This window comes from Parahoeflea alexandrii (assembly GCF_024105735.1).
GTDB classification, from domain to species: domain Bacteria; phylum Pseudomonadota; class Alphaproteobacteria; order Rhizobiales; family Rhizobiaceae; genus Hoeflea; species Hoeflea alexandrii.
Genome location: NZ_JAAAML010000001.1, coordinates 43223 through 67732, shown reverse-complemented (window position 1 = coordinate 67732; position 24510 = coordinate 43223). Strand labels below are relative to the sequence as shown.

Genomic DNA, 24510 nt, shown 5'->3' with positions numbered 1-24510 from the left:
TGGGTAGAAATCGACATGCCGCGCCAGCTGTACAACCCCAGCAGAGATTTTTAAGTTTTTGTTTTTTATGGGAAAACACAAAACGGACATCTGCTCGAAAAAGCTGCCGACACCCAACGCGCCGCAGCGATGTGGCAAATCAGCGACAGGTCACGGAAGCAGGATCGCGTCCTTGCGCGTCAGCAAGAACACCTCCAATGCCTGCAAAACGGACGGCAATACGTCCGCATCAACCGCTGCAGGATGCAAAACGGCCACCCAGCCCGCCGATTGTGGAAACGTCCGCATTGGCAAAGGCCACCCGCAGATAGCGTTCGAGCCCCTGGCCGAAGAAGGATCCGGGAATGGTGATGACCCCGGCATCGCGCGCAAGCCTGTGGGCGGCTTCATGGCTGCTCAGGTTGTGAAAGGGGTGCCGGACGAAGGCGAAATAGGCGCCAATCGCCGCAATGTCCCAGCCTTCGACCCCCGTCACTACATCACGCAAGGCTGAAGCCCGCGCAGATATCTCCAGCGTGTTTGCCCTGCGCCAGTCGCCGAGTGCGGGAATGGCTCGGGCCAGTGCCGCCTGAGGCGGACGCGGCGCGCAGATCTGCAGATTGTCCATCACCTTTGCAATCTGTTCGACAACCGCTTCTCCCGCCGTGATGGCGCCCACCCGGTGGCCGGGAATGCAGAAGGATTTGGAAAAGCTGTAGAGCCCGACCAGATTGTCCTCCCAGCCGGGCGACGCAAAGAGCCCGTGGGGCCTGCCGAGATCGAGCGGCAGGAAGTCGCGATAGGTCTCGTCGACAATCATCCATATGCCATGCTCCCGGCAGAGACCGAACAACGCCTGCAGCAGCCCGTCCGGATAGGTCGCCCCCGTCGGATTGTTCGGCGTGACCACCGCCAGCGCCCGAACCCCGCTGGAGATCATCGCCTCGACGGCTGCAGGTTCGGGCAGGAATCCGTTCTCGGCATCGCAAGTGACATACCGCACCTCGACCCCGCTCATCGCCAGCGTCGTCTCGTGATTGAAGTAACAGGGATTGGTCAGCAGCACCGCGTCGCCTGGCCCGGCAATAGCCATCATCGCCGCCATGAAGGCCTGGTTGCAGCCCGAGGTGATGTGGATGTTTGCAGGACCGATCTCGGCCGCATAGACATTACTCACCCAGGATGCGTAGGCCGCACGCAAGTCTGGCTCGCCCTCGATATCTCCATATCCGGCCAAGGCCACCGAACCGGCGGCCTCGCCGAGCCAGCGCAACATATCGGCATGCGGCGGGTAGCCGGGCACCGCCTGAGACAGGTCGATCAGCGGACCCAGGCTGCCATCATAGGCCTTCTTCCAGGCCTGAACCTCGGGGATCGGCGGAGCAGACAGTGTTGCAACAAGCGGATTGATGCGGGGACTAGGCATGGCAGGCGCTTTCATGGATTGGACGGTTCGAAGGAAGTTGCGGCGTCATGGGCGGGGCTGGCAGCCTGTGCCCGGCGAATGGTGCGGCGGGCCGCAATCATCGGCTCGGCCTTGGCGTCGTCTTCCTCGAGGCTTGAGAACAGCCAGTCGATAAAGGCCTCTACCGCGGGTGTCGACCGCACATCATTGCTGCAGGCGACATAGAATGCATCCACCGCCGGCACGGCGAGCTTGAAGGGAACGATCACCTGTCCCCTCGTCAACAGGCTTGCTGCCGTCAACGTATCACCGAGCGCGATACCATGGCCGAGCAATGCGCCTTCGATTGCAAGCCGCGCGTCGGAAAAGTGATGCTGCTGCACGCCTGAGATCCCATGCACGTCGGCTTGCGTCAGCCAGATGTGCCATTCATGGCCATCATCGCCGTGCAGAATAGTGTGCTCCGCCAGGTCCCGCGCGGTGCGGATCGGCCGGTTGTTGATCAGCGACGGGCTGGCGATCGGAAACAGGTCAAGATGCGACCAGAGCTTGAGCCAGCAATCGGTCCAGCTGCCGTCGCCATAGAGAATGGCTATGTCGACATCGGGCGAGTGGATAGCCGCCGGATCATTGGCCGCATTGAGTGTCAGCCGGATATCCGGATACCGCGCGGTAAAACTCGCCAGCCGCGGCATCAGCCACAGCGACAAGAGCGCCGACACGCAGGTAATGGACAGCGAGCCGGATTTCGCAGGCCGTGTCATCCGCGCCGTGGCAGCGGCGATTTCCGCAAACGCCGATGTTACCGAGGGCAAAAGGTCGGCCCCATGTTCGGTCAGCGTCAGTCTCTGCCCGGCGCGGTTGAACAATTTGACCTTCAATGACGCTTCCAGCGCCTTGATCTGATGGCTGATCGCGCCATGGGTGACGCAGAGTTCCTTCGCCGCCTTGGTCAGGGAGCGGTTTCGCGCAGTCGCCTCGAAGGCCCGAAGCGGGTTCAACGGCGGCAGTCTCTGGGTCATGGGCTCAATCCTGATGTGAGAAATTTTCACATAAATGGCGCTAACAATATCAATTGCTTTCCTTTCGCTGCTTTGCAACATTTTAATCGGCAACGGTGTCGGTTGTCGCGACACCGCATGATCTCGGGATGGCATTCACATGACGTGGGACAAGACAAAGCTCGATGAGCTGAAGAGCAAATACGGCGAGAGCCATGGTGGCGAACTGTTCAATCCGAAGTTCCGCCGCGTGGCCGAAAAGATCTTCACCGAAAGCGGCACGCGGCTGGCGCCCTATTCCGGCATCCCGACCTTCCTCACGGCACCCCATGTCGAAATCGACAACGACAATCCCGATTTCGGTGATCTGCAGGTGGCCATGATCGGCATGCCGATGGACCTGGGCGTCACCAACAGGAACGGCTCGCGCTTCGGTCCGCGCGCGTTGCGCACCATCGAGCGCATCGGCCCCTACAACCATGTTCTTGATTGCGCCCCGGTGCACGAACTGAACGTTGCCGATATCGGCGATGTCAGTTTCCGCAGCCGCTACAGGCTCGAGCTCTGCCATGAGGACATCGAGCGCCGGCTGCACCAGATCGTCGATGCCGGCGTGCTGCCGCTCTCAATTGGCGGCGACCATTCGATCACCCACCCGATCCTCAAGGCCGTCGGCAAGAACAGTCCAGTCGGCATGATCCACATCGACGCCCATTGCGACACCGGCGGCGCCTTCGACATGACCAAGTTCCACCATGGCGGCCCGTTCCGCAATGCGGTGCTTGATGGCGTGCTCGACCCGACCCGGACGATCCAGATCGGCATCCGCGGCCCGGCCGAGTATCTTTGGGAATTCTCCTACGAGTCCGGCATGACCGTGATCCACGCAGAGGAAGTCACCGGGATGGGCATGCCGGCGATCATAGAACGCGCCAGACAGATCATCGGCGACGGACCGACCTACCTGTCCTTCGACATCGACAGCCTTGACCCGGCCTTTGCACCGGGCACAGGCACGCCGGAAGTTGGCGGACTGACGACGCGCGAAGTGCTGGAGCTGATCCGCGGCCTGAAGGGTATGAACATCGTCGGCGGCGACGTCGTCGAAGTTGCGCCGCAATATGATTCCACCACCAACACGGCCCATGCTGGCGCCCAGGTGCTGTTCGAGATTCTCAGCCTGATGGTCTTCAGCCCGGCCATCGCAGGCGGGAAAGCCTGACCGGCGCCTCCCGCGAAGACAACGATCCGCATTCAAAACCATCGTGGCAATGCGGCAAGGACGATCCATTGAGGCACAGAACCTCAAGCAGAACCGCAAGGGAACACCGGTCTGAGACCGGCCAACAAAGGAGAAGTTCATGACCAAGTTTCTCAACAGCCCCATCAGCCGCCGGGCAGTCCTCGGCGGCACGGCAGCAGCCATCGGCGCCCTGTCGATGCCGTCGATCCTGCGCGCCCAGGACCGCTCCCTGAAGGTCGGCGTCTATGGCGGCTACTTCAAGGATTCGTTCGACGCCAACATCTTCCCGGACTTCACCTCAGCCACAGGCATTGCGGTGGAATCGATTGCCGAACCGACGGGCGAAGCCTGGCTGGTCCAGCTCGAGCAGGCGGCCAAGGCCGGCGTCGCGCCCGCCGATGTCTCGATGATGTCACAGGTCGCCATGCTCAAGGGCCAGTCCACCGACCTCTGGGCGCCGATCGATACCTCGAAGATCAGGAACTATGACGACCTGCTTGGCCAGTTCGTCAACAAGTACCCCGATGGCCGCGTTGCCGGCATCGGCGCGGTGGCCTGGTACATCACCCTGGTCACCAACACCGATGCCTACCCGGAAGCCCCCGACAGCTGGGCAGCACTCTGGGATCCGGCCAACGCCGACAAGCTCGGTCTGCTGGCGCTGGTCTCGAATTCCTTCCTGCTCGAAGTCACCGCCAAGACTTACCTGGGCGGCACCAAAGCGCTCGACACGGAAGAAGGCCTCAACAAGGCATTCGAGAAGCTTGCCGAGGTCAAGCCAAACGTCCGTCTGTGGTACCGCGACGAGGCCCAGTTCGAACAGGCGCTGAAATCAGGCGAAATCCCGATGGGCCAGTACTACCATGACGTCACCGGCCTCGCCGCCGCCGACGGCAATCCGGTCCGCTCGACCTTCCCCAAGGAAGGCGGCATTCAGGATTCGGGCTGCTGGGCGCTGTCGCGCGCTTCCGGCAAGGTCGAGGAAGCCCATGTCTTCATTGATTACATGAGCCAGCCGGAAATCCAGGCGACCCTGTCGCGCAAGGTCGGCACCGCGCCCACACTGAAGCGTGATCTGCTTGATCTGACCGCCGAAGAGTTCGCCAGCGTCTCCTCGGACATCGATCCGATCATCCCGCGCTACGACCTCTACCAGACCAAATCGGACTGGCTGAACCAGAAGTGGACCGAAATGATCGTCGGCTGACGTCTGCTTGCGTCCCGCACGGGGACGTGATTGCCTGAAAGCGGGAGGGCAGTTTCGCCGCCCTCCCCACCCCGGCAAATCCGGGGCAAGACCCATGGGGACGCGATGTCTGGTTTGACCCTCAATTCCGTCCGCAAGGACTTCGGCGGCTTCACCGCGGTCAATGACGTGCAACTGACCGTTCCGCACGGCACTTTCGTTTGCATGCTGGGCCCATCGGGATGCGGCAAGACCACGCTGCTCCGGATGATCGCCGGACTCGACCTGCCAACCAGCGGCGAGATCCGGCTCGACGGCGAGGACATCACCGCCGTACCCACCCACAAGCGCAATCTCGGCATGGTGTTCCAGTCGCTGGCGCTGTTCCCGCATCTCACCGTCGGAGAGAATATCGCCTATCCGCTCAGAATCCGCGGCGCACCGCGCGAGGAGCAGAAGCGCCGCGTCGATGAATTGCTGGCAATGATCCATCTCCCCGGCTATGCCGACCGCCCGGTGGCAAAGCTGTCCGGGGGCCAGCGCCAGCGCGTGGCCATCGCCCGTGCGCTGACCCGTTCGCCCAAGCTGTTCCTGCTCGACGAACCGCTCTCCGCGCTTGATGCCAAGCTACGCGAAGCCATGCAGGTGGAACTGAGACAGTTGCAGCAGCAGCTCGGCATCACCACCATCGTCGTCACCCACGACCAGCGCGAGGCCATGACCATGGCCGACACTGTTGTCGTGATGAACCAGGGCGAGATCCGCCAGGCGGCAAGCCCGATGGAAATCTATCGTCGGCCCGCCGACACCTTCGTCGCCGACTTCATCGGCTCGACCAATCTCATCGACATGGAAACCGACAGCGCCGGCCGCGCCGTCGTGCTGGGCCAGGCGATTCCCGGCCTGTCCGCGCCCAGTGGCGGCAAGGCAATCCTGTCGGTCCGCCCGGAAGACGTGCAGCTGACAGCGCCCGGCGGCGACGGCGCCATCACCGGAACAGTGACCTTCGTCCGCGATCTCGGCGGCACCATCGAAACCTTCATCGATTGCTCCGGCAGGCCGCTGATTGCGGTCTCGACGCCGCGCGCCCGTCCGGAAGTCTCCGTCGGCCAGCCGGTCGGCGTGGTGCTGGATCCGGGTGTCTGCGTGGTGCTCGACAGATGAGACGCGAGGCGCCGCAAAAGCTGACCGATTACGCTCCGCTCGCCTTCCCGGCGATCATGCTGACGCTGTTCTTCGTCATTCCGTTCGGAACCATGATCGCTGTCAGCTTCTTCCAGCGCCAGCAGGGCGGCTTCTACACGCCCGCCTTCGTGCTCTCCAATTACGAGCGCTTCGCCAGCCTGTTCTTCGCCAATGTGCTCGGGTTCTCGCTGATGCTGGCGGTTCTCGTCGCCATCTGCTGCGTTGCCATCGGCGTCCCGTTCACCTATCTCCTGACCCGGATGAGCAGACGGGCACAGATCGTCTGGATGGTGGCCCTGCTTTCGGTTCTGTCCCTGTCGGAAGTGATCATCGGCTTTGCCTGGTCGACGCTGTTTTCCCGCACCGCCGGCATCACCAACCTCTTGGTGGCCCTGGGGCTGATGGAAAAGGCAGTGGCGCTGTCACCGGGGTTTCCCGCGGTGCTCACCGCCATGGTCTACCAAGCCCTGCCCTATACGATTCTTGTCCTCTACCCGGCATTGGTGCGGCTTGATCCGACGCTGACCGAAGCCGCCCGAACGCTCGGCGCCTCACCGCTCAGGGCCTTTTTCACCGTGGTCGTACCGGCGCTGAGAGCCACCATTCTCGCCACGCTGATCATGGTCTTCATCTTCGCGCTCGGCTCCTACCTGCTGCCGCAGATCCTCGGCCGGCCGCAGCACTGGACGCTGTCGGTGCTGATCACCGACCAGGCCATCTACCAGTCCAACATGCCGTTCGCAGCAGCCATGGCCGTGTTCCTTGTGCTGGTCACGCTCGCCATGGTCGCGCTGACGCTGTTTGCCGGGCGCAAGCGGGAGGCAGCCGCATGAGCGTCTTCCTGCGCCGCTTCTATTTCGTCCTCGTCGGCCTGTTCCTCGCCGCGCCGCTGATCGTGGTCGCCGGGGTCTCGGTCAATGCCAGGCAGACGCTGGCCTTTCCTCCACAGGGCTTCTCGCTGGACTGGTACATCGAGATCTTCGCCGACACCGGCTGGCGCAATGCGCTGTTTGCCTCGCTGACACTGGCAACGCTGTCCGCGGCACTTGCCGTGGCCATCGCACTGCCGCTGGCGTGGTTCCTGTGGCGGCGGATCGCGCCCTGGGCCAACGTCTTCCAGCTGCTCGGTATCGCTCCCTTCACATTGCCGCCGGTGATCACCGCGCTGGGATTGCTCACCTTCTGGGCCACCACCGGCTTTTACGGCCAGCCCTGGACGGCGGTGATCAGCCACGCGATCTTTTTCGTCACCCTGCCGCTGGTCACGCTCTCGCTCGGCTTTTCCGCCATCGACCGCTCTCTGGTGGAAGCCGCGGCCACCATGGGCGCCGATGACCGGACCATCTTCCGCACCGTCGTGCTGCCGCTGATCACGCCCTACCTGGTATCCGGCTATGCTTTTGCCTTCGTGCTGTCGCTCAACGAATACATCGTTGCCTACATGACCGTCGGCTTCACCATGGAAACGCTGCCGATCAAGATCTTCAACGCTCTCAGGTACGGCTACACGCCGACCATGGCCTCGGTCACCGTCCTGTTTGTGGTACTGGCCGCCGTCATCTATTCGCTGATCGCCCGCTATGGCGATCTGTTGAAGCTGCTCGGCGCCAATTCGGAGGAAAAACCATGATCCGTCTTTCGGCCCTGCAGATGCAGACGGCAGGCGCTGATACGACCGCCAATCTCGCCCGCATCGAAGCCGCCGCCCATGAGGCCGCCCGAGCCGGAGCGACGCTTCTGGTCACTCCGGAGCTCGGAATCACCAGCTATGGCGGCGGCGAAAAGATCCTGGCACTGGCCGAACCGGCAGATGGCGCGCTCGTGACCCGGCTCGCTGAGATCGCCCGCGAGACCGGCGTCGCCCTCGTGGCCGGTTTCGCCGAAAAGGCCGGGGATGCGGTCTACAATTCAGCCGTCTACACCGATGGCAGCGGCAAGCCCTCCGTCTATCGCAAGTCGCATCTCTACGGTGATTACGAGCGCAACCTGTTTACGCCGGAGAAGCCATCGACCTGCCTGTTCAGCCATCGCGGCATGACGCTCGGAATGCTGATCTGCTACGATGTCGAGTTCCCGGAGAATGTCCGGCGCCTAGCCAAGGCCGGCGCCGAGATGATCCTCGTGCCGACGGCCACACCGAAGGGCGCCTCGGGCACCTTCATCGCCGAGAAAATGATTCCGGTACGCGCCTTCGAGAACCAGGTCTTCATCGCCTATATTAACAACATCGGCCGGGACGGCGACTTCGACTATGCGGGACGGTCCGTGATCGTAGCACCCGACGGCACGGCTCTGGCGACTGCGGGATTGGCGGAGGAATTTCTGACAGCGGGTATCGAGCCTGGTCTGTACGCCCGCTCCAGAAGCGAAAACACCTACCTCAAGGACCTGTAGGCAAGCTGCAGCGCCAACCGGCCCGGATATCTGCGTTCTTTCAGACTTGCCCGGCCGCGATTGCTTCTCTTACCGCAATATCTGCCATGGCCAGAGCCGCCGCACGGGTCTTTGCTGCAGCAATGAAGCGGCCATTGTGGCAGAAACTTGCTCCCTCAACGCCGCACGCAGCCTCGAGATCGCCATTTGTCAGGCCAGCCCAGGCGGCGGGCAGATCGGCGCGCTGCTCGAACCCCTCGTCCGACTGGCGAATGCCGGTCAGGCACCAATCCTTGTCGCGCGGGTGAACCACGAACAGCAGATGATCCGCGCCAGCCTTCATGATCGCCGGGCGGAAAGGCATTCCCATCGGAAGTTCCAGAACCCGGTTTTCGCCCGAAGTCGCAATTGCCTGCAGCACAAGATCTTCGGCCCGCAGCTTTGCAGCACTTCCGGCGATCCGGGCTTCGAGAAAACTCCGCGCGATTGTCAGCGCTTGATCGAATGCCCGTCGCAGCGCCTCCGGATCCGGCTCGTCGAAGACGGGCTTGAGGGTTTCAAGCAAGACCGGCAAGGTCAGCACGGCCAGGGGGCCTGCCACCGCCGGGCTCATCGCCCCGTTGTCGAGCAGATCGATCGGCAGGACGAAGCTTTCGTCAAGACCCGCATACACAGGGTGGATATGGGCATCCGGCAGTCCGATCGCGGCAAGATAGTCATGGCCGAAATGCTTCCAGATCAGGCCGAACGAGCTGAAGGGTTGCCCATCATCACGCAGCGGCGCACCGCGCTGGTGGTGGTCGAAGATCCCCGCTTCGGCGTCATAGGCGCCACCGACATCATAGATGATCCGGTTTGCCCCGGGTGTGATCCATTCCGGCGCCCGGCTGCGGACGATCTCCGCATTCGGGAACAGCCGCGTCAGCACCGCGCTGGACAGCAACTCATCGGCATGAAAGCCGCCGGAATGGGTAACGAGGTAATCTGGTTTCATTGCAAAAATGCCTTGTATTTGGCCGCAGTCCCGCCCGTGTTTGGCACCAGATAGCCACAGTCGGAGTTCAACTCAACCCGACAGCGAAACAAACAAGCAGCCTGAACCGGCGAGGACATGCGATTGCTTCAGGTCCTGACGATGAACCCCTTGGCAATATGGTTCCTGACGAAATAGATGACGGCCAGTCCGGGGATGAGAGACACAAGCGTCATGGCCATGACCAGCCCGATATCCGTTCTGAAGCCGTAAAGCGTGTTGATGGCCATGGTGATGGGCTTGCCACCGGTCACCGTCAGTATCCGCGCAAACACCACTTCCACCCACGAGAACATGAAACAGAAGAACGCCGCCACTCCGACACCGGGCGCAATCAGCGGCAACAATTGCCGGACGAAGAACCGCGGCAGCGAGTAGCCGTCGAGAAATGCCGTTTCATCAAGCTCTCTGGGTACCGCCGAAATGAAGCTTTCAAGAATCCATATGGCGATCGGGATGTTGAAGACACAATGCACCAACGCGATGCCCACCGGAGTGTTCACCAGCCCGACCTTGGCAAACAGGATGAAGACCGGAAGGGTCAGGACAACGGGTGGTGTTATCCGGAAGGCAATCAGAAGCAGGAAGACATGCTTGTCGCCGGTAAACCGATAGCGCGCAATGGCATAGGCCGCCGGAATTGCAACCAGCAGTGTTACGATGACATTCAGGCTGACATAGATGATCGAGTTGACAATCGAGCCTGAAAGCAGCGGTGACGCGATGATGCTCTGAAAATTGATGGTGCTGAACTGCCATTGGGCAATGCCGTCTCTCGGCAGGGTAGAGGTGAAGCTGAGCACAAGCATCTGCACGAATGGCAAAAGCACGAAACCCACAAGCGCGGTCAGCAAGACATACACCATCAAGGTCTTCAGTCTGCTGGCTGTTGATCTGGCGCGCACCATCAGGCACCCACCCGGCGGCTCTCGCCCTGGCGGATGTTCATGATCGTCTTGAAGGCCCAGGCCACCGTCAGAATGATAACGAAATAGATGATCGATCGCGCTGCTGCAGGTCCATAGTCAAATGCCGCGATTTCCTCCCCCAGGTCCAGGGACAGGAAGCTTGTGGCATGGTTCGGCCCACCGGCATTGACCCGGAACGCCTCCGTGTAGATCATGAAGCTGTCCATGAACCTCAGCAGCACCGCCATCATAAGCACACCGCTCATTTTCGGCAGTTCCACATACCGGAAGACCTGCAACCGCGACGCTCCGTCGATTGCTGCGGCCTGATAGTAGGCAGGGGAGATCGTCGACAGACCGGAATAGCAGAGGATGACGACCAGTCCGATCCAGTGCCAGGTGTCCATCGCCACAAGCAGGATCCAAGTGTGAACGGCATTGAACTTGTAGTCGAAATCGAACCCCAGAAGCGAAACCGCCTGACCTCCAAAACCGGATTGCTCATCCATGAAACTGACCCACATCGACGGCACTGTGTTCCACGGCACCATCAACGGAAGCGCAAGCACCATCAGGATCGCCGTTTTGACACGGCCTTCCCTCGGTAGAAGCAGCGCGATGTAGACCCCCAGCGGAATCTGGATCGACAGGACAATGGCGGAAAACAGCAGGCTTCGCCCCAGACTATGCAGGAAGCGTTCTGAGGCGAGGATCTCGCGGTACCATTCCGTTCCGACCCAGTACCGGTCTTCCAGCGTGAAAATATCGAAGAACGAGTAGTTGAAGATGGTCAAAAGCGGCAGAACGCCGACAAATGCCAGGACGAGCAATGCGGGCAGTAGCAGCCACCAGGCCGAATTGGAGTCTATCTTCGAATGTCCGCTACCAGCCAAGAACGAATTCCAATTTCACCACTTCCGGATCAGGCGCGCCTGGGCCGTTCCCGCCAATCGATTTTGAACACACTCATATCGTCTTCTGCCACCGGGTCAAATGAGCACCAGGCGGCCAGTCAGATCGGCTCTGGCTTGCCAGTGCGCGGATCGGACGGAAATCAGGGATATCGTGTCAAAGCAGAAATGAAGAGCCGTTCCGGGATATGGCGTCGATAGACAGACCATCAAACTGATGCGCCATGGCGGTCAATTGGCCTGCCTCCATCAAGACCGCGGCTGTGGAAATCCCGTCGGCCAACGCGGCGGAGCGGTGCATGACGCTCATTCTGCGCCATAAAACGGGAGCAGGGTTTCCGTTGCGCGGATCAACAATATGGCTGACAGACTGAGACGCATCCAGCGTGGTTCCCAGCGCGCCCGACGTTGCCACCGAACGGTCCCTCAGTCCAACCGTCTTGCGCGACGTGCCCGCTGCATCCAGCTGCACCGGCCATGCCTCAAATCCTGCCGGTCTGCCAACTGCGCTGATCTCGCCAACATTGACCAGCGCATGCTCCAGTCCAAACGATTTGAGCAGCGCGACGACCTTGTCGGTAATGAACCCTTGCGCAATGCCATTCAGCGTCATCGCACCGCCACGCGGCAGCCGGACAAGCGCCGGCGACACTTCGACCATGTTCCAGCCGACCCGCTCAAGGGCCCTGCGGATCGAAGCACGACCAGGCCACCCGCCGCTCTCCGCATAGGCCTTCCACAATGGCTGAATGGTCGGGTCAAACATGCCGTCACTTGCCTCGTGCACGGATCCCGCCAGGCTGAGCAACTCGAGCATATCTGGTGAAGGATCGCGCAGAAAACCGTCTCCGTTCAGCGAAACAAGCGCGCTGTCTTGCCGGTAGAGACTGAACTGCTTTTCCAGGCGTTCGATTTCAGCGCGCGCTACGCCGATAAGGTACTCGGCTTGCGCGCGCGGCATGCCGACAATGCGCAAATCCGTCTCGGCGCCAAGGGCGACCCCGCGCCAGCGTGCACCGTCCACGGGTGCGGCGCTGCCGGGCTTGGCGGCCAGCACACAGCCTGCCGCAATTGCGATGAAACGGCGGCGGGAAAAACTCATTGGTTTGCTCCGGTCATCGAGACTTCCTGCTTCTGATCAATACCGACGGGACCGAGAACATAGGCATCGGGGATCTCAGCCAGCCGAACCACAACACCGCCATTTTCGGTCACAAAGGCGGATGCACTTTGTTCCTCGCCAAACGGAATGGCTTCCGGTGTCCCCATGCCGCCGGTCTTGGCTGAGCCAATGACAAACCAGGCCTTCTGTGCGTCAATCCAGGTGTCGTCTCCTGGAAAATCCCAGTCCTCAGCCTTGCCCATGTCGTTGACATAGACCGCGACCGTTTCATAATTTTCTTCGGGCGAGCGGAGGAAGGCGATGCCGTCCCGCACCTGGCTGAACCAGATCGGGTGGGGATTGTTGACCAGGTGAATCTGCGCCTTGGGTCCGGTGTGCTCGAGAATGGTCATGTTGCAGTAGTGCCCGACCGAGTCTTCGCCCAGGGCCACCGGTAGCGGCATCTCGATGTAAGCGCCTTGTTCGCTGCATGCCGAAATGGTGATCGCCATTGCAGCAATGGCTGACAGCCGCGCGAAGATGTTCATGGCCTGACCCTTTTGAGAATGAAGGTTGAAAGTCCCAAGGTGATGGCGGTCCAGGCAACCGGGCTGAGCATGGTTGCAAGACCGGAGAGCGGGAGAGCCGAACCAGCGCCGCCCAGATTGCTGCCGACGACGACCGCATCAATCGCGCTCATGTTATAGAGCCGGAACGCATCTGCCGGATTGAACACCAGCAACCATGGAAACACGACACGGGCGAAGACGCCATCCTGGCTGGCCAGCAATCCGCCCAGAAGCGCCAGATCAAAGAGCACCACGGCAAACAGCCAGATCGCGATCGCAAGTGCTGCCGCCGTCCCGGTCTGGCGCACGCTTGCGCTGGCGATATAGCCGATGGCGATGAAGGTGGCGCCGAGTATGATCGAGCTTGCGATCAGGCGACCGACGCCAATCAGTGCAACGGCGTCACCTCCACCACTGGCGAAGAAAGCCACGAGACCGGCAATGCCGTAGCCAAAACTGACTGCGATGGCGAGAACGGCAACATGGCCCAAAAACTTGCCGACAAGCACAGCGCCGCGAGAGACCGGGCTGGCGAGCACCAGTTGCAACGTGCCCCGGTCGATCTCGCCGGCAATGGCGTCAAAGGCCAGCAGCAAGGCAATCAGCGGGACCAGATAGACCGACAGCGTCGACAGGCTGGCAACGACAACGGTGACCGCATCGGTCTTGACTTCGCCGCCCGGTGCGCTGCCGAGGAGCACGAGGATGAGTGCGAAAGCCAGAAGAATGAGCGACGACAGGATGATCCAGCGGTTGCGAAGACCGATCCGGATTTCCGTTGCAGCGATGGTGATTACGCCGTGCATTGGATGTCACCTCTCCGGGTTTGTTCAATCCCGTTGTTGGAGAAATACCGGTAGACCTCGTCCAGCGTCGGGGAAGCGACATCGACGTCCTCCACCTGTGCGCCTAGTCCACTGATTTTTGACAGGATGCGCATCTTGTCTCGCCTGGCGCAGTAGAGCTCCACCGAGGCGCAATTGATGCGACCACCACCGATCTCCGCATGGACCGTATCGACGGCACCGGAAGCGGCGCGCACCCGAATCCGGATCGGAAGATCGGCCTGATGCTGCAGTTCGGCCAATGGCCCGTCGGCAACCAGCCGCCCCTTGCGCAGGATGGCCACGCGGTCGGTCCTGGCTTCGAGTTCGCTGAGCCCGTGCGAGGACAACAGTACCGAGCAGCCCCGCCGGCTGACATCGGCGATCAACTCGTAGAAATGCTGCCTTGAAAGCGGGTCGAGGCCGGAGGTCGGCTCGTCGAGCAACAGCAGCCGGGGGTTTCCGACCAGCGCCTGCGCCAGCCCCAGCCGTTGCCGCATCCCCTTTGAATAGGTGTCCACCCGGCGGTCGGCTGCTTCAACGAGTTCGACCTTGTCGAGCACCGCCTGCACATCCCCGGGCGCTGCGCCCTTGAGCCTGGCGTAGAAACGGACAACTTCGCGGCCGGTCAGCATTTTCGGAAACGCCACCTGCTCGGGCAGGTAGGAGACAACCCGCCGCGCCGCATCGCTGCCCGGCGTGAAACCGGCAATGGAAATGGAACCGGCGGTTGGCTTGATGAAGCCGAGGATCAGGCGGAACAATGTGGTCTTGCCGGCACCATTGTGGCCGAGCAAGGCAACCTGTTCACCCGGCGCCACGCCTAGCGAGACATCGGTCAGCGCCTCGACGGCCTTGAATTTCATGCGCACATTCAGGGCTTTGACGATCTCGGTCATTGCAGCGATTCTTTCCATTTGCGCGCGGTCTCGGGCAGCGCATGCGGTTTCATCAAGGGTTGGTCATCGACGATGCCGCCTGGCAGCAGCGCCGGAAATTCGCTTTGCGCCCAGCGCACCAGTTGCACCGCCGGGCTTCCCAGCAGAAGTTTCGCCGATGGTTGAGTCCAAAGCACCTGATCCATCGCGTCATTGGGGCGGAAGGCCTGGTCGGCAATGCCGTCGCCATTGACGTCATAAGCGGCATGATCGCTCCAGTAATTTCCGGACCAGACGTGATCCCTGGTGCTGACGAACTTGATCTGGGTGCGGTTGCCGACAAAGGCGTTGCCGGTGATTTCGTTGCGCGCCGAGCCGCCGGTGAAATGAATACCGATCTCGCAACCTTCGATGCGGTTGCCCCTGATCATGTTCTTGTTGGCATTGTAGACGAACAGGCATTTTTCGCCGCCGCCGACCACCGCGTTGCCTTCGATGACGGCGTTGTTGGCGTAATTGAGCATGATGCCGTGATCGCGGTCATCCAGCGAGATATTGTCACGAATGGTTACGCGCTTCGAAAACATGATGGCATAGCCAAGATGGTTGCCGATCGAGATGTTGCCGGAGACTTCGCTGTCATCGGCATTCATGTAGTGAATGGCAAAACGCAAACCCTCGAAGCGGTTGTCGGTGAATGTGTTCTTGCGGCTGGTGTTGACGAAAATGCCGTCCCGGCCTTGCCGGATCGTGTTGCCCGATACCGTCGCTCCGGGCGCGTTCCAGACATAAACGCCATTGCCGCGACGGCTCATCAGCCTGTCGTCGCCGCCAATGATGGTGTTGCCTTCGACACGGGCATCGCGGGCGCCATGGATGTCGACCCCGTAGAGATTGCCTTCGATATGGCTGTTGCGGACGATGGCGCGGGTTGCATTCCTGGTCATCTGCACACCGCTGTCGATCGTCTCGTGCGAGGAGCCCGACCCGGTCAGCCTTAAACCGTCTATCACCACATCCGGCGCATCGATGGTGATGACGGAGCCGCTGCCCGTGCCGACAACATGGGCCTTTCCGTCGCCCATCAGCTCAACCGGCTTGGTCAGGACAATCCCGCCGTTGTAGGCCCCCGGCGACAACACAAGTCTGTCACCTGGCCGGGCCAATACGACCGCCCGCACCAGTGCCTCAGGACCCGGTTCGACGCGGATATCGGCGGCGTTCGCCGATCCGGTGAGAAGGGCGGTTCCGAGAAGCACTGCGAATGTGCGGGCGGTCAGTTTCATGGTCTCATGGCCTCAGCTGTTGCGCGGTTCGACAAACATGCGGCCGCGCATTTCCATGTGCAGGGCATGGCAGAACCACTGGCAGTAGAACCAGTGAACGCCGGGGCGATCAGCCGTGAACGTGATCGACGCGGTCGCCTGCGGAGCGACTTCCATCGCAATGCCGTAGTTGGAGATGCAGAAGCCGTGGGTGACATCGTCCACGTCATCAAGGTTGGTCACATAGACCGTGACTTCCTGTCCCTGCTTGACGGTGAACTTCTCAAGGCCGAACTGCGGGGCGACCGAAGTCATGTAGACGCGCACCTTGTTGCCGTCCTCGATGACGACGTCGTCGTAATCGAGATCCACGCCATCGGCTTTCGCCTGGGCGTAGGCATCGGCAAACACCGGGTCTTCGCGCGACCACACATTGACCGGATTGACGATGTCCGCCCGCACGATGATGCTGTCGTGCGGCTCGGCAAAAGTCGGTCCGTCGTGAACCACCTTCATGTCATCGGTCGAGATGTCGATGAGCTGTTCGTTCTCCGGCTTCAGCGGACCGACATTGAGGAACCGGTCCTTGGAGAACTTGTTCATCGAGATCAGCCATGCGCCGTCGGCTTCCGCGGTTTCGCCCATTGAGGTCGAGTTGTGACCCGGCTGGTAGTGGACATCGACCTTTGAGACGATCGGGTCGACATCCTCGCCGGCAAAGGCGCGAATGGCCTTGTCGATGTCCCACTTGACGATCTGGCTGTCGAGGAACAGCGTCGTGTAGGCAAATCCCTTGCCGTCAAAGGCCGTGTGAAGCGGACCGAGTCCCAGTTCGGGCTCGGCAACAATGCACGAGCGCGGATCGGCATCCTCGTCGAACAGGGCGTCGAGCTTTGTCACGTCGATGATCGAGACGGTCGGCGACAGCTTGCCATTGATCATGATGTGCTTCTTGTCCGGCGCGGCATTGACGCCGTGCGGGCTGTTCGGGATGGGGATGTAGCGGGTGTATTTCTTGTTCTGGCCCTTGCGCCCGTCGATGACCGGCACGCCGTTGAGCATCTGCACATCGCCGGCGGCAACGCCGTCCTCAATGGCTTTCAGGTTGAACACCACCACATGGTCGAGTTCGCTCTCGGTCATCTCGGCCAGATTCATGCCCATTTCCGAGTTGTAGCTCGATGAGAAGGCATACTTGCCCTGATAGTCGCAATCGGTGTTGTCGAGATTTCCCGACACCATGACCTGCCAGGCGACCTTCATCTCGTCGCCATCGATGGCGGTGAAGATGTTCACATACTGCGACGGATCATCAAGGATCTTGCCGTCATTGACCAACGGCGCTTCATGTTCGCCATTGGCGAAGACATAGCCGGTGCGCGGATACTTCTGCGGCCGCATGCCGTGGATGTCATGCGCGTTCGGGATCTCGATGATCTTGTCGCATTTCATCACGTCGCAGCGAATGCGTGCGACCCTGGTGTTGGCCTTGTCGTTGGCGAAGATGTAACGGCCGTCATAGGTGCCTTCGGTGAACGACATGTGCGGATGGTGAAGGTCGCCATTGTCGTAGGTCTTCATGCCCTTGGCTGCGAGAAACGCCTTGGTCTCCTCGGTCAGGCCTTCGGTGAGGATCTTCAGGCTCTCATTGGTCTGGCCCCAGCCGGTGGCAGAGCAGCGATTGAACACCGGAACCCGCATCAGCTCGCGCATCGACGGAAAACCGAGAATGCGCAACTCGCCGCTCTGGCCCGACGACCAGAAGCCGTAATAGGGGTCAAGCTCACCCGGCTCGAAGTTCAGTTTCGGCGTCGAAGCATGCGCCTTGCTGATAAGCGCGCCGCTGAGCAGTTCGGATCCCATTCCGGATCCGGCGAGGAAGGCTCCTCCTGCCGTGGCGGACATGAGGGATCGCCGTGACAGGCCTTTCTGTTTGGTTTCTTCGGCTGACATTTGCAGTCTCCTTCAGGTTGATGGTTGTGGTGTTGAATTGTTTCCCACGCGCGGCTGCCCGATGCCGGTCGATGCCGGAGCGATGGGATCGAGACCGTTCTGCTTGCGGAATTTTGCGCGCTTGGCTTCAGTCTTGATGCAAACCGGGCACTTGGTGGCGCTCTGGTAGAGCACCTGGCAGTGCAGGCACTGCAGGCATTCGTTGGGATTGATATTGCCTTCCGGGTGGATGGCCTGGACCATGCACTCCTTGGCGCAGCGCTGGCACGGATCGCCGCATTCCTTGTAGCGCTTGAGCCAGTCGAACATCCGCAGCCGCGACGGGATCGCCAGCGCCGCGCCGAGCGGACACAGATAGCGGCAGTAGAACCGCTCGATGAACAGCCCTGCACCTATGAGCACGACCACGAACAGGATGTAGGGCCAGCCACGCTGGAACTTGAGTATGATCGCCGTCTTGAACGGTTCGATCTCCGCATAGCGCTCAGCCATTTCCAGGGAGTACAGCGACAGGCCGAACAGGCCGAGAAAGACCATGTACTTGATCGGCCACAGCCGTTCATGCAGGCCCCAGGGTACTGTGTATTGCGGTATCCTGAAAAAGCGCGCGATCTTGTTGGTCAGCTCCTGCAGCGCGCCGAACGGGCAAAGCCAGCCGCAATACACGCCGCGGCCCCAGAAAAGCAGCGACGCCGCCACCGAAAACCACAGGACGAAGACCAGCGGGTCCATCAGGAAAGCCGACCAGGAGAAGTCAGCCATAACCGCCGAGAAGAATGCCAGCACATTGACCACCGACAATTGTGCATTGGCGTACCAGCCGAGTCCCACCAGCGTGAACACCAGGAAGCCTATACGGAACCAATAGGTAAAACGCTCATGCCGGGTCACCTGCATCTGGAAGAAGAACACAGCGGTCAGGATGACCAGGGCCGCAATCAGGACCACGACCTCGACGCGCTTCTGCAGCCAGATGCGCTTCCACAAATGGCTCAGTTCACTGGTGTCGGACACCGCCACCTTGCTCCGGATCTGCGGGTTTGCGACCTCAGCCGTTTCGACCGCGAGTTTCTCGGTGTGGCGGTCTGGAATGCGGTAGCCGAGATCAAAGGTGATGAAGGCCTTGTCGATGGCGCCGACGGCGCGCTGCACCAAGAGCTGCAGCCTGAACGGTTCCGCCGGATCAAAGCCGCTGCCGGCCTTGATCTTGAAGATATCAAGTTCGGTAAACGACGGCGCATCCTCTGCCGCGAGCTTGCCGAGACGCTTGTGCTGCTTGTCGTGGAAGCGAACGGCGGTATCGCCCTGGATCAGCTGGATGCGGTCGAAGATGCCGCCGCGCACATAGCCCGATCCCTTGAAGGAATATTTGCCGCGGCCAGCCACCAGAATGGCCTGCTCGCCTTCATCGAGCCATTCGAGTAGGTTGGCGTATTCATCGCCGCCAAGCAGCGTGCGGCCGATTTCAGGCGCGCTGACCAGCGCCATCTGCATGTCGATGAACGTATCATCGGGCGCGCCTTTTTCCGGGCGCTTGATGGCGCGGGCGTCACCGGTCTCCTCGAATGCCGTGTTCACCTGACCGATATCAAGCCGCAGGCTGCGGATCGACCCGTCTCCGGCAAGCGTCTGCCAGTCGGATATCTTGACGTCGGCACCGCTCGGCATCGCAAGCGATCTCGTTGGCCCGGCGCTAGCCAGTTCGGGCTCCAGTCCGCCAAGGCCAAGAGACCGCGCCACTTTCAGCCCGGCGCGAACGATGGAATCGTCGATGACGATGATGGTCACGGTGGCGCCCGAGACGATGTCGAGATCATGCGCCGAGCCGCCGGCGGAGGCCTCGGCGATGAGATCCAGTCCGGCGTATTTTTCCGTCACCGCGGTGATCTTGGATTCGGGAATGCCGATCAGCACGATCGGTTCGGAATGCTTGACCAGACGGACGCCGGTCACCCTTGCATTGTCATCGACACCCATGAGGGTGTGGATCGGCTTGCCGGAATAGCCGGTTGTCGTCACGAAGTCCGATGTCAGGAAGACGTAGCCGACGACCTTGCCGTCTTTGAGCGCCTCGACCACGGGAATGTCCGGCCGCAATTGGCCATACTCCGTGGCGCCGGGGACGATGTCGCCGACATTTGCCTTGTCCAGGAATTTCATGACCAGCGGCTCAGCCTGGGCAGTGCCTGCCAAAAATCCGATGACAATCGCAAGCGCTGCAATTACCCAGGATCGGCCTTTATCGGGCTTCATCATTTCGCGTCACTTCATCCGGTTTTTTCAACGCGAAACTACTGTGGCGACGGATTCCGCTCTTTGCGAAAATGCAATCTCCGGAACGAAATGCAGCCTGATTTCAATATGTTGTATGTTGGATATGCTATCTATTACCGTACGAACCGATCCCCTCGGGTTCCATCCCGGATTGATCGTTGCCGCGACAATGTCTTGCCATCATCATCGATGACACCACTGGCTCTCTCGGTTGGCATGGCTCTACTGAGCAGCCCTGGTTTTGCGCCTGCGGCAAAGCGCAGGTCCGAAGGCAACCGCGAAACCGATGAAGGCTACCATCCAGGCGAATGCGGCTACCTGCAGGCCAAGGTCAGCATTGGCGTCACTTACCACCGCCACGATTCGGGCGAGAGTTGCGACCAGCAAGGCGGAAAAAATCAGGGTTCCCGATAGGCCGGCTCTTAGGGGCTGACCCGTGTGGCCGAGCGAAGCCCGGATCATCACGGCGAGCGTCATGCCGCCGACCGCACCGGCACCCAATGCATGAATTCCCGCAAGCGGAGACAACCACACCGGCCAGAACCCGGAAGCGGCGATAAGGCCGAAACCGACAGGCACGAACAGGTAGGAGGCATGCAGCATCCAGACCAATGGGTCGCGCAGCGTCCGGTGCCCTGCCCAGCGGGCCAGCCTGAGAAGCTGTACCATGGCCGCAAGTGCCATGAGAGCCGACGTTGTCACCGAGTCCGGCCATGCAGCCCACGCAGCCAGAGCAACAACTGCAATTGCGATCGAGACAACATCAAAGCTGGAGAAAGCAGCCGGCAGCCGCCCGGGATTTTCGCGCACAAGCCAGTTCCGGGTGAAGCTCGGGACGATGCGGCCACCAATCAGCATGATCAGTGTGATCGCTGCAAGCGCCGCGAGCCTCCTGCTGATATCGGACACACCGCTGTTATGGGCTTCCAGATGGAAGGTGATGTTGGCAGCGGTCAAAATCAGAAGAGGCAACAACACTTTGAGGTTGCGCCAGTTGGAACCGGCAATGATTTCGCGGGCGATGGTCATGGCCACCGCGATCAGAAAAGCGGCGTCGATACCCAGTGCCGCCTGCCAGCCGATATGGCTCGAGAACGTGACAGCCACCCGCCCGGCAATCCAGATCAGCAGCAGCATCAGAAGACCCATCCCCTGCAGCGGCATGCGGCCAGTCCAGTTGGGAACCGCGGTAAACAGAAAACCCGTCACGATGGCCGGAAGGAAGCCGAAATAGAGCTCGTGAACATGCCAGTCGGTTGGCGCAAACAGAGTTGAGAGGCTGAGCTGACCGTAAAGCTGCGGCAGCCACAGCAGGATTGAGAGCCCTGAATACAGAGCCCCGAACAGGAAAAACGGGCGAAACCCGTAACTCAGGAGTGCTGGCCCCTTGTAGGGGCGGGTTCTCGGAATTGCCATGATGGGACTCTGCTTCGGTCTTTGCGCATATCTGCCGTCTGCAGGTCGCACCGCTGTGCCACCGGCGCGTCCGCCTCCCCCGGCGCGATTGCATTGGCTTGACTATGACCCTATCAAGTTGGAAGCCGGGTTCTTTGCAATTGCACAAACTGGAGAAACTTGATGAGCCGTCTCGATCCTTCCCTGCTCGCGGGCCTGCCGCCGTTCATGGGTATGGATCAGCCTGCGCTCGAACACATTCTCGAAGGTGCAAAACCACTTCGACAGCCGAAAAATGCCCACGTTTTTCGTCAGGGAGAGGAAGCTCATTCGTTTTATCTGCTGCTGGACGGTTATGTGCGGGTGGTCAAGCTGGCTCCGGACGGCGAGCAGGTGATTGTCCGATTTATAGCCAGCGGCGAATTGCTGGGCATTGCCAAGGCAATCGGCAGGGACAGCTATCCGGCAAACGCCGTTGCGGCAGCTGACTGTGTGCTGCTCGCCTGGCCATCGCACTTGTGGGAGAGCATTGTCTCGGCCCACCCGGGCTTCGCCACCAATACCTATGCAATGCTCGGTGAGCGCCTGCTCGAAACACAGGACAAGGTGGTTGAGCTTGCGACCGAGCGGGTCGAGCAGCGCGTGGCCAACGCGGTCCTCAAACTGGCCAACCAGTCAGGACGCAAGACCGAAGAGGGCACACTCATCGATTTTCCGATTTCCCGTCAGGACATCTCGGAAATGACCGGCACTACTCTTCACACGGTGTCCCGCCTTCTTAGTGGCTGGGAACATGCCGGATGGGTGAAATCGAGCCGTCAGAAGGTGACACTTATGGAAGGGCACAAGCTGGTCATGGTCGCCAGCGGCCAGGCGGGACGCAAGTCGTAAAGATCCAGACGCTTCGGCGAAAGAAGGCCTGAGCCAGGCCACCAGATCACCGGCACTCTTGGCAGGATTGCCGGCAACCGGCGCACCGGATTACAAGCCCGTGAAACAAGACCTTGGCTCCGTTCGCCTTTCCCCGGACATCAAATGCTACCTGAGAATGCCTCCGGATCCTCAATCAGGGGCCATCAGAGCCGGATAAGAAACAGTCCCGCGCCCGGAATGCTAGCCCTTGTTGCGACGCTTCCAAGCACAAGGCGAGAGGGGAGTAACGCGCCTCAATCGAGGGTCGGATCAAACTTGTCGCGCATCCAGTCCCCGAGGATCGAGATCGACAGGGTTGTCAGCACGATTGCGGCACTCGGCGCCAGCATGATCCATGGCGCGGACTGGATGTAGTCGCGACCATACCCGACCATGTTGCCAAGCGAGGTCATCGGCGGCTGTACGCCGAGGCCCAGGAACGACAAACCTGACTCCAGCAGGATCACTTCCGGGAAGTTCAGCGTCAGCGAGACGATCAGCGTCGAGGCGATGTTGGGCAGGATATGCCGTGAGTAGATCCGGAAGGGCGTCGCGCCGAGGTCGCGCACGGCTGTGGCATAGCCGCGCTCATTGGCGGAAATCGCCAATCCTCTGGAGATACGCGCGATCCGCTCCCAGCCGTAAAAGCCCATGAGGATCGTGAACAAGAACAGAGAACTGCCGAGAAAGGCAAGCACGGCCAGAGCGATGATCATGAACGGCATGGCGGCCTGGGCGTCGATCAGCATCAGGATGACCTGTTCGATACGCCCCCTGAAATAGGCAGCAATGAACCCGAGCGACACCCCGACAATGGCGGCGATCAGCGTCGACAGGAACGCGATGACCATCGAAATCTGGATCGAGACAATCAGCCGGGACAGCACGTCCCGGCCCAGCTCATCCGTTCCCAGCGGATGAGTCCAGTCGCCCCCCATGAAGACTGGGGGGATCAACCGGGCTCTCAGATCAAGCGCCATGAAGTCGTAGGGCGCGATCCACTTTGCGCCAACAACCACGACTGCAATCACCCCGACCCAGAACAGCGCAATCAGGACCAGCGGCGGCCAGGCTTCGAAGAAGGCCCTAAGCCGGCTTTTCGACGTGAATACGCTGCCGCTTGCATGGGTTGGAGAGGCCGGTTCAAGGTCCGGCGTGGTGTCGATTGTCATTGTCAGCTCCCGGCCTGAAGCCGCTTGATGCGAAGACGCGGATCGACGATCCCATAGAGGATGTCGACGGCAAGATTGGCGCCGACCATGGTCAGGCCGACGAGAAGCAGGATCACCTGGACAACCGCCAGGTCCCGGTTGGCCACCGCATTGACCAGAAGCCGCCCGACGCCCGGCCAGGAAAAGACGCTTTCCACCACCACCGCACCGGCCACCAGCGAACCGACCAGAAAACCGATGATCGTCAGTGTCGGGATCGCTGCATTCGGCAGCGCATGGTTGCGCACAACATCGCGCCACAGCAATCCCTTGGCCGAGGCCGTCCGGATGTAGGGCTGCCCCAGTACTTCGAGCATGGCCGAGCGTGTGAAGCGGGCGATGACGGCTGCCCCTACCAGGCCCATGGTCACCGTCGGCAGCACCGCATGCGCCCAGGTGTCCGAACCGCCGGATGGAAGCCATCCGAGCCAGACCGCGAAGATCATCGCCAACACCAGTCCGAGGACGAAACTCGGCACAGTAAATCCGGCCACCGACAGCATCATGATCAGCCTGTCCACCCAGGTATTGCGATAGAGCGCCGCCATCACGCCGGCCGGCAGACCGATGGCAAGCTTGATGAAGAGCGCCGGCAAGGTGATAGCGAGAGTGAGCGGGATCCGCTCACCGACGACGACCAGCGCCGAGCGCCCGTCCCGCATCGAGTTGCCCAGATCGCCCTGGAACACGGCCGCGAAATACTTGAAGTACTGAACCCAGATCGGCTGGTCGAGGCCCCAGTTCCGCCGGAACGCTTCAAAGGCTTCCGGCGGCGCTTCCGGTCCCAGAATGATGATCGCCGGATCGCCCGACAGCCTGAGCACAACGAAGGCCGCTGAGACAATCAGTGTTACTGTCACCAGAGCGCGGAAAATCTTCATCAACAAATACTGAACCATGATC

At 60.8% G+C, this 24510-nt stretch carries 22 protein-coding genes; 7 read left to right on the top strand and 15 right to left on the bottom strand.

Features of this window, described 5'->3' with window-relative positions; genetic code table 11:
- Positions 1 to 229: 229 nt before the first annotated feature.
- Both GTW23_RS00295 and gcvA read right to left on the bottom strand, forming a co-directional pair.
- A complete protein-coding gene (locus GTW23_RS00295) occupies positions 230 to 1405 on the bottom strand; it encodes an aminotransferase (RefSeq protein ID WP_252914179.1) in 1176 nt (391 codons plus the stop codon).
- 11 nt (positions 1406 to 1416) lie between these two features.
- The gene (gcvA, locus tag GTW23_RS00290; protein WP_252914178.1) at positions 1417 to 2406 is read right to left on the bottom strand and encodes a transcriptional regulator GcvA; all 990 of its coding nucleotides are present in this window, start codon (positions 2404 to 2406) and stop codon (positions 1417 to 1419) included.
- Positions 2407 to 2545: 139 nt separating this feature from the next.
- On the opposite strand from gcvA, the gene speB reads away from it, so the two are divergent.
- From speB to GTW23_RS00260, 6 genes are all read left to right on the top strand, one after another.
- A complete protein-coding gene (gene speB, locus GTW23_RS00285) occupies positions 2546 to 3607 on the top strand; it encodes an agmatinase (RefSeq protein ID WP_252914177.1) in 1062 nt (353 codons plus the stop codon).
- Between the two features lie 139 nt (positions 3608 to 3746).
- Positions 3747 to 4835: an ABC transporter substrate-binding protein gene (locus GTW23_RS00280; RefSeq protein WP_252914176.1), complete on the top strand. Its 1089-nt coding sequence runs from the start codon at positions 3747 to 3749 to the stop codon at positions 4833 to 4835.
- Positions 4836 to 4940: 105 nt separating this feature from the next.
- The gene (locus tag GTW23_RS00275; RefSeq protein ID WP_252914175.1) at positions 4941 to 5978 is read left to right on the top strand and encodes an ABC transporter ATP-binding protein; all 1038 of its coding nucleotides are present in this window, start codon (positions 4941 to 4943) and stop codon (positions 5976 to 5978) included.
- Positions 5975 to 6832, top strand: coding sequence for an ABC transporter permease (locus GTW23_RS00270; protein ID WP_252914174.1), 858 nt, complete (start codon positions 5975 to 5977; stop codon positions 6830 to 6832). Before GTW23_RS00275 ends, GTW23_RS00270 begins: the two co-directional genes overlap by 4 nt.
- Complete coding sequence (locus tag GTW23_RS00265; RefSeq protein ID WP_252914173.1) at positions 6829 to 7629, top strand: ABC transporter permease; 801 nt, start codon at positions 6829 to 6831, stop codon at positions 7627 to 7629. The genes GTW23_RS00270 and GTW23_RS00265 overlap by 4 nt, the downstream gene beginning before the upstream one ends.
- Complete coding sequence (locus tag GTW23_RS00260) at positions 7626 to 8393, top strand: carbon-nitrogen hydrolase family protein (protein ID WP_252914172.1); 768 nt, start codon at positions 7626 to 7628, stop codon at positions 8391 to 8393. The genes GTW23_RS00265 and GTW23_RS00260 overlap by 4 nt, the downstream gene beginning before the upstream one ends.
- Before the next feature lie 40 nt (positions 8394 to 8433).
- Here the strand turns inward: GTW23_RS00260 and GTW23_RS00255 are convergent, their stop codons facing one another.
- From GTW23_RS00255 to GTW23_RS00205, 11 genes are all read right to left on the bottom strand, one after another.
- The gene (locus GTW23_RS00255; protein ID WP_252914171.1) at positions 8434 to 9366 is read right to left on the bottom strand and encodes an MYG1 family protein; all 933 of its coding nucleotides are present in this window, start codon (positions 9364 to 9366) and stop codon (positions 8434 to 8436) included.
- Between the two features lie 128 nt (positions 9367 to 9494).
- Positions 9495 to 10271, bottom strand: a complete 777-nt coding sequence (locus GTW23_RS00250; RefSeq protein ID WP_152010502.1) for a carbohydrate ABC transporter permease — start codon at positions 10269 to 10271, stop codon at positions 9495 to 9497.
- Between the two features lie 41 nt (positions 10272 to 10312).
- Entirely contained in the window at positions 10313 to 11206 is an 894-nt protein-coding gene (locus GTW23_RS00245) for a carbohydrate ABC transporter permease (RefSeq protein ID WP_244615274.1), read from the bottom strand.
- A 175-nt stretch (positions 11207 to 11381) separates the two neighbouring features.
- Positions 11382 to 12326 carry an FAD:protein FMN transferase gene (locus GTW23_RS00240; RefSeq protein WP_252914170.1) on the bottom strand — a complete coding sequence of 315 codons (945 nt, stop codon included), beginning with the start codon at positions 12324 to 12326 and terminating at the stop codon, positions 11382 to 11384.
- The gene (locus GTW23_RS00235) at positions 12323 to 12874 is read right to left on the bottom strand and encodes a nitrous oxide reductase accessory protein NosL (protein WP_252914169.1); all 552 of its coding nucleotides are present in this window, start codon (positions 12872 to 12874) and stop codon (positions 12323 to 12325) included. Before GTW23_RS00235 ends, GTW23_RS00240 begins: the two co-directional genes overlap by 4 nt.
- On the bottom strand, positions 12871 to 13701 hold the full coding sequence (locus GTW23_RS00230) for an ABC transporter permease (protein WP_252914168.1): 831 nt from the start codon (positions 13699 to 13701) through the stop codon (positions 12871 to 12873). The genes GTW23_RS00235 and GTW23_RS00230 overlap by 4 nt, the downstream gene beginning before the upstream one ends.
- Positions 13689 to 14618, bottom strand: a complete 930-nt coding sequence (locus tag GTW23_RS00225; RefSeq protein ID WP_252914167.1) for an ABC transporter ATP-binding protein — start codon at positions 14616 to 14618, stop codon at positions 13689 to 13691. The genes GTW23_RS00230 and GTW23_RS00225 overlap by 13 nt, the downstream gene beginning before the upstream one ends.
- Positions 14615 to 15883, bottom strand: coding sequence for a nitrous oxide reductase family maturation protein NosD (locus GTW23_RS00220; RefSeq protein ID WP_252914166.1), 1269 nt, complete (start codon positions 15881 to 15883; stop codon positions 14615 to 14617). The genes GTW23_RS00225 and GTW23_RS00220 overlap by 4 nt, the downstream gene beginning before the upstream one ends.
- A gap of 12 nt (positions 15884 to 15895) precedes the next feature.
- Positions 15896 to 17815, bottom strand: a complete 1920-nt coding sequence (nosZ, locus tag GTW23_RS00215; protein WP_252914165.1) for a TAT-dependent nitrous-oxide reductase — start codon at positions 17813 to 17815, stop codon at positions 15896 to 15898.
- Between the two features lie 12 nt (positions 17816 to 17827).
- Complete coding sequence (locus GTW23_RS00210) at positions 17828 to 20071, bottom strand: NosR/NirI family protein (RefSeq protein WP_252914164.1); 2244 nt, start codon at positions 20069 to 20071, stop codon at positions 17828 to 17830.
- A 240-nt stretch (positions 20072 to 20311) separates the two neighbouring features.
- Positions 20312 to 21505, bottom strand: coding sequence for an NnrS family protein (locus GTW23_RS00205; RefSeq protein WP_252914163.1), 1194 nt, complete (start codon positions 21503 to 21505; stop codon positions 20312 to 20314).
- 162 nt (positions 21506 to 21667) lie between these two features.
- Between GTW23_RS00205 and GTW23_RS00200 the strand changes: the two genes are divergently transcribed.
- A complete protein-coding gene (locus GTW23_RS00200) occupies positions 21668 to 22375 on the top strand; it encodes a Crp/Fnr family transcriptional regulator (RefSeq protein ID WP_252914162.1) in 708 nt (235 codons plus the stop codon).
- Between the two features lie 275 nt (positions 22376 to 22650).
- Here the strand turns inward: GTW23_RS00200 and GTW23_RS00195 are convergent, their stop codons facing one another.
- Together GTW23_RS00195 and GTW23_RS00190 are read right to left on the bottom strand one after the other, a co-directional pair.
- Complete coding sequence (locus tag GTW23_RS00195) at positions 22651 to 23568, bottom strand: ABC transporter permease (protein ID WP_252914161.1); 918 nt, start codon at positions 23566 to 23568, stop codon at positions 22651 to 22653.
- A 2-nt stretch (positions 23569 to 23570) separates the two neighbouring features.
- Entirely contained in the window at positions 23571 to 24506 is a 936-nt protein-coding gene (locus GTW23_RS00190) for an ABC transporter permease (protein WP_252914160.1), read from the bottom strand.
- Positions 24507 to 24510: the final 4 nt, after the last annotated feature.

Coding starts and splice junctions, on each gene's coding strand:
- GTW23_RS00200 (WP_252914162.1), top strand. CDS start 21,668: ATGAGCCGTCTCGATCCTTCCCTGCTCGCGGGCCTGCCGCCGTTCATG.
- GTW23_RS00270 (WP_252914174.1), top strand. CDS start 5,975: ATGAGACGCGAGGCGCCGCAAAAGCTGACCGATTACGCTCCGCTCGCC.
- gcvA (WP_252914178.1), bottom strand. CDS start 2,406: ATGACCCAGAGACTGCCGCCGTTGAACCCGCTTCGGGCCTTCGAGGCG.
- GTW23_RS00230 (WP_252914168.1), bottom strand. CDS start 13,701: ATGCACGGCGTAATCACCATCGCTGCAACGGAAATCCGGATCGGTCTT.
- GTW23_RS00260 (WP_252914172.1), top strand. CDS start 7,626: ATGATCCGTCTTTCGGCCCTGCAGATGCAGACGGCAGGCGCTGATACG.
- GTW23_RS00280 (WP_252914176.1), top strand. CDS start 3,747: ATGACCAAGTTTCTCAACAGCCCCATCAGCCGCCGGGCAGTCCTCGGC.
- GTW23_RS00275 (WP_252914175.1), top strand. CDS start 4,941: ATGTCTGGTTTGACCCTCAATTCCGTCCGCAAGGACTTCGGCGGCTTC.
- GTW23_RS00235 (WP_252914169.1), bottom strand. CDS start 12,874: ATGAACATCTTCGCGCGGCTGTCAGCCATTGCTGCAATGGCGATCACC.
- GTW23_RS00205 (WP_252914163.1), bottom strand. CDS start 21,505: ATGGCAATTCCGAGAACCCGCCCCTACAAGGGGCCAGCACTCCTGAGT.
- speB (WP_252914177.1), top strand. CDS start 2,546: ATGACGTGGGACAAGACAAAGCTCGATGAGCTGAAGAGCAAATACGGC.
- GTW23_RS00240 (WP_252914170.1), bottom strand. CDS start 12,326: ATGAGTTTTTCCCGCCGCCGTTTCATCGCAATTGCGGCAGGCTGTGTG.
- GTW23_RS00220 (WP_252914166.1), bottom strand. CDS start 15,883: ATGAAACTGACCGCCCGCACATTCGCAGTGCTTCTCGGAACCGCCCTT.
- GTW23_RS00265 (WP_252914173.1), top strand. CDS start 6,829: ATGAGCGTCTTCCTGCGCCGCTTCTATTTCGTCCTCGTCGGCCTGTTC.
- GTW23_RS00295 (WP_252914179.1), bottom strand. CDS start 1,405: ATGCCTAGTCCCCGCATCAATCCGCTTGTTGCAACACTGTCTGCTCCG.
- GTW23_RS00225 (WP_252914167.1), bottom strand. CDS start 14,618: ATGACCGAGATCGTCAAAGCCCTGAATGTGCGCATGAAATTCAAGGCC.
- GTW23_RS00190 (WP_252914160.1), bottom strand. CDS start 24,506: ATGGTTCAGTATTTGTTGATGAAGATTTTCCGCGCTCTGGTGACAGTA.
- GTW23_RS00210 (WP_252914164.1), bottom strand. CDS start 20,071: ATGATGAAGCCCGATAAAGGCCGATCCTGGGTAATTGCAGCGCTTGCG.
- GTW23_RS00250 (WP_152010502.1), bottom strand. CDS start 10,271: ATGGTGTATGTCTTGCTGACCGCGCTTGTGGGTTTCGTGCTTTTGCCA.
- nosZ (WP_252914165.1), bottom strand. CDS start 17,815: ATGTCAGCCGAAGAAACCAAACAGAAAGGCCTGTCACGGCGATCCCTC.
- GTW23_RS00255 (WP_252914171.1), bottom strand. CDS start 9,366: ATGAAACCAGATTACCTCGTTACCCATTCCGGCGGCTTTCATGCCGAT.
- GTW23_RS00195 (WP_252914161.1), bottom strand. CDS start 23,568: ATGACAATCGACACCACGCCGGACCTTGAACCGGCCTCTCCAACCCAT.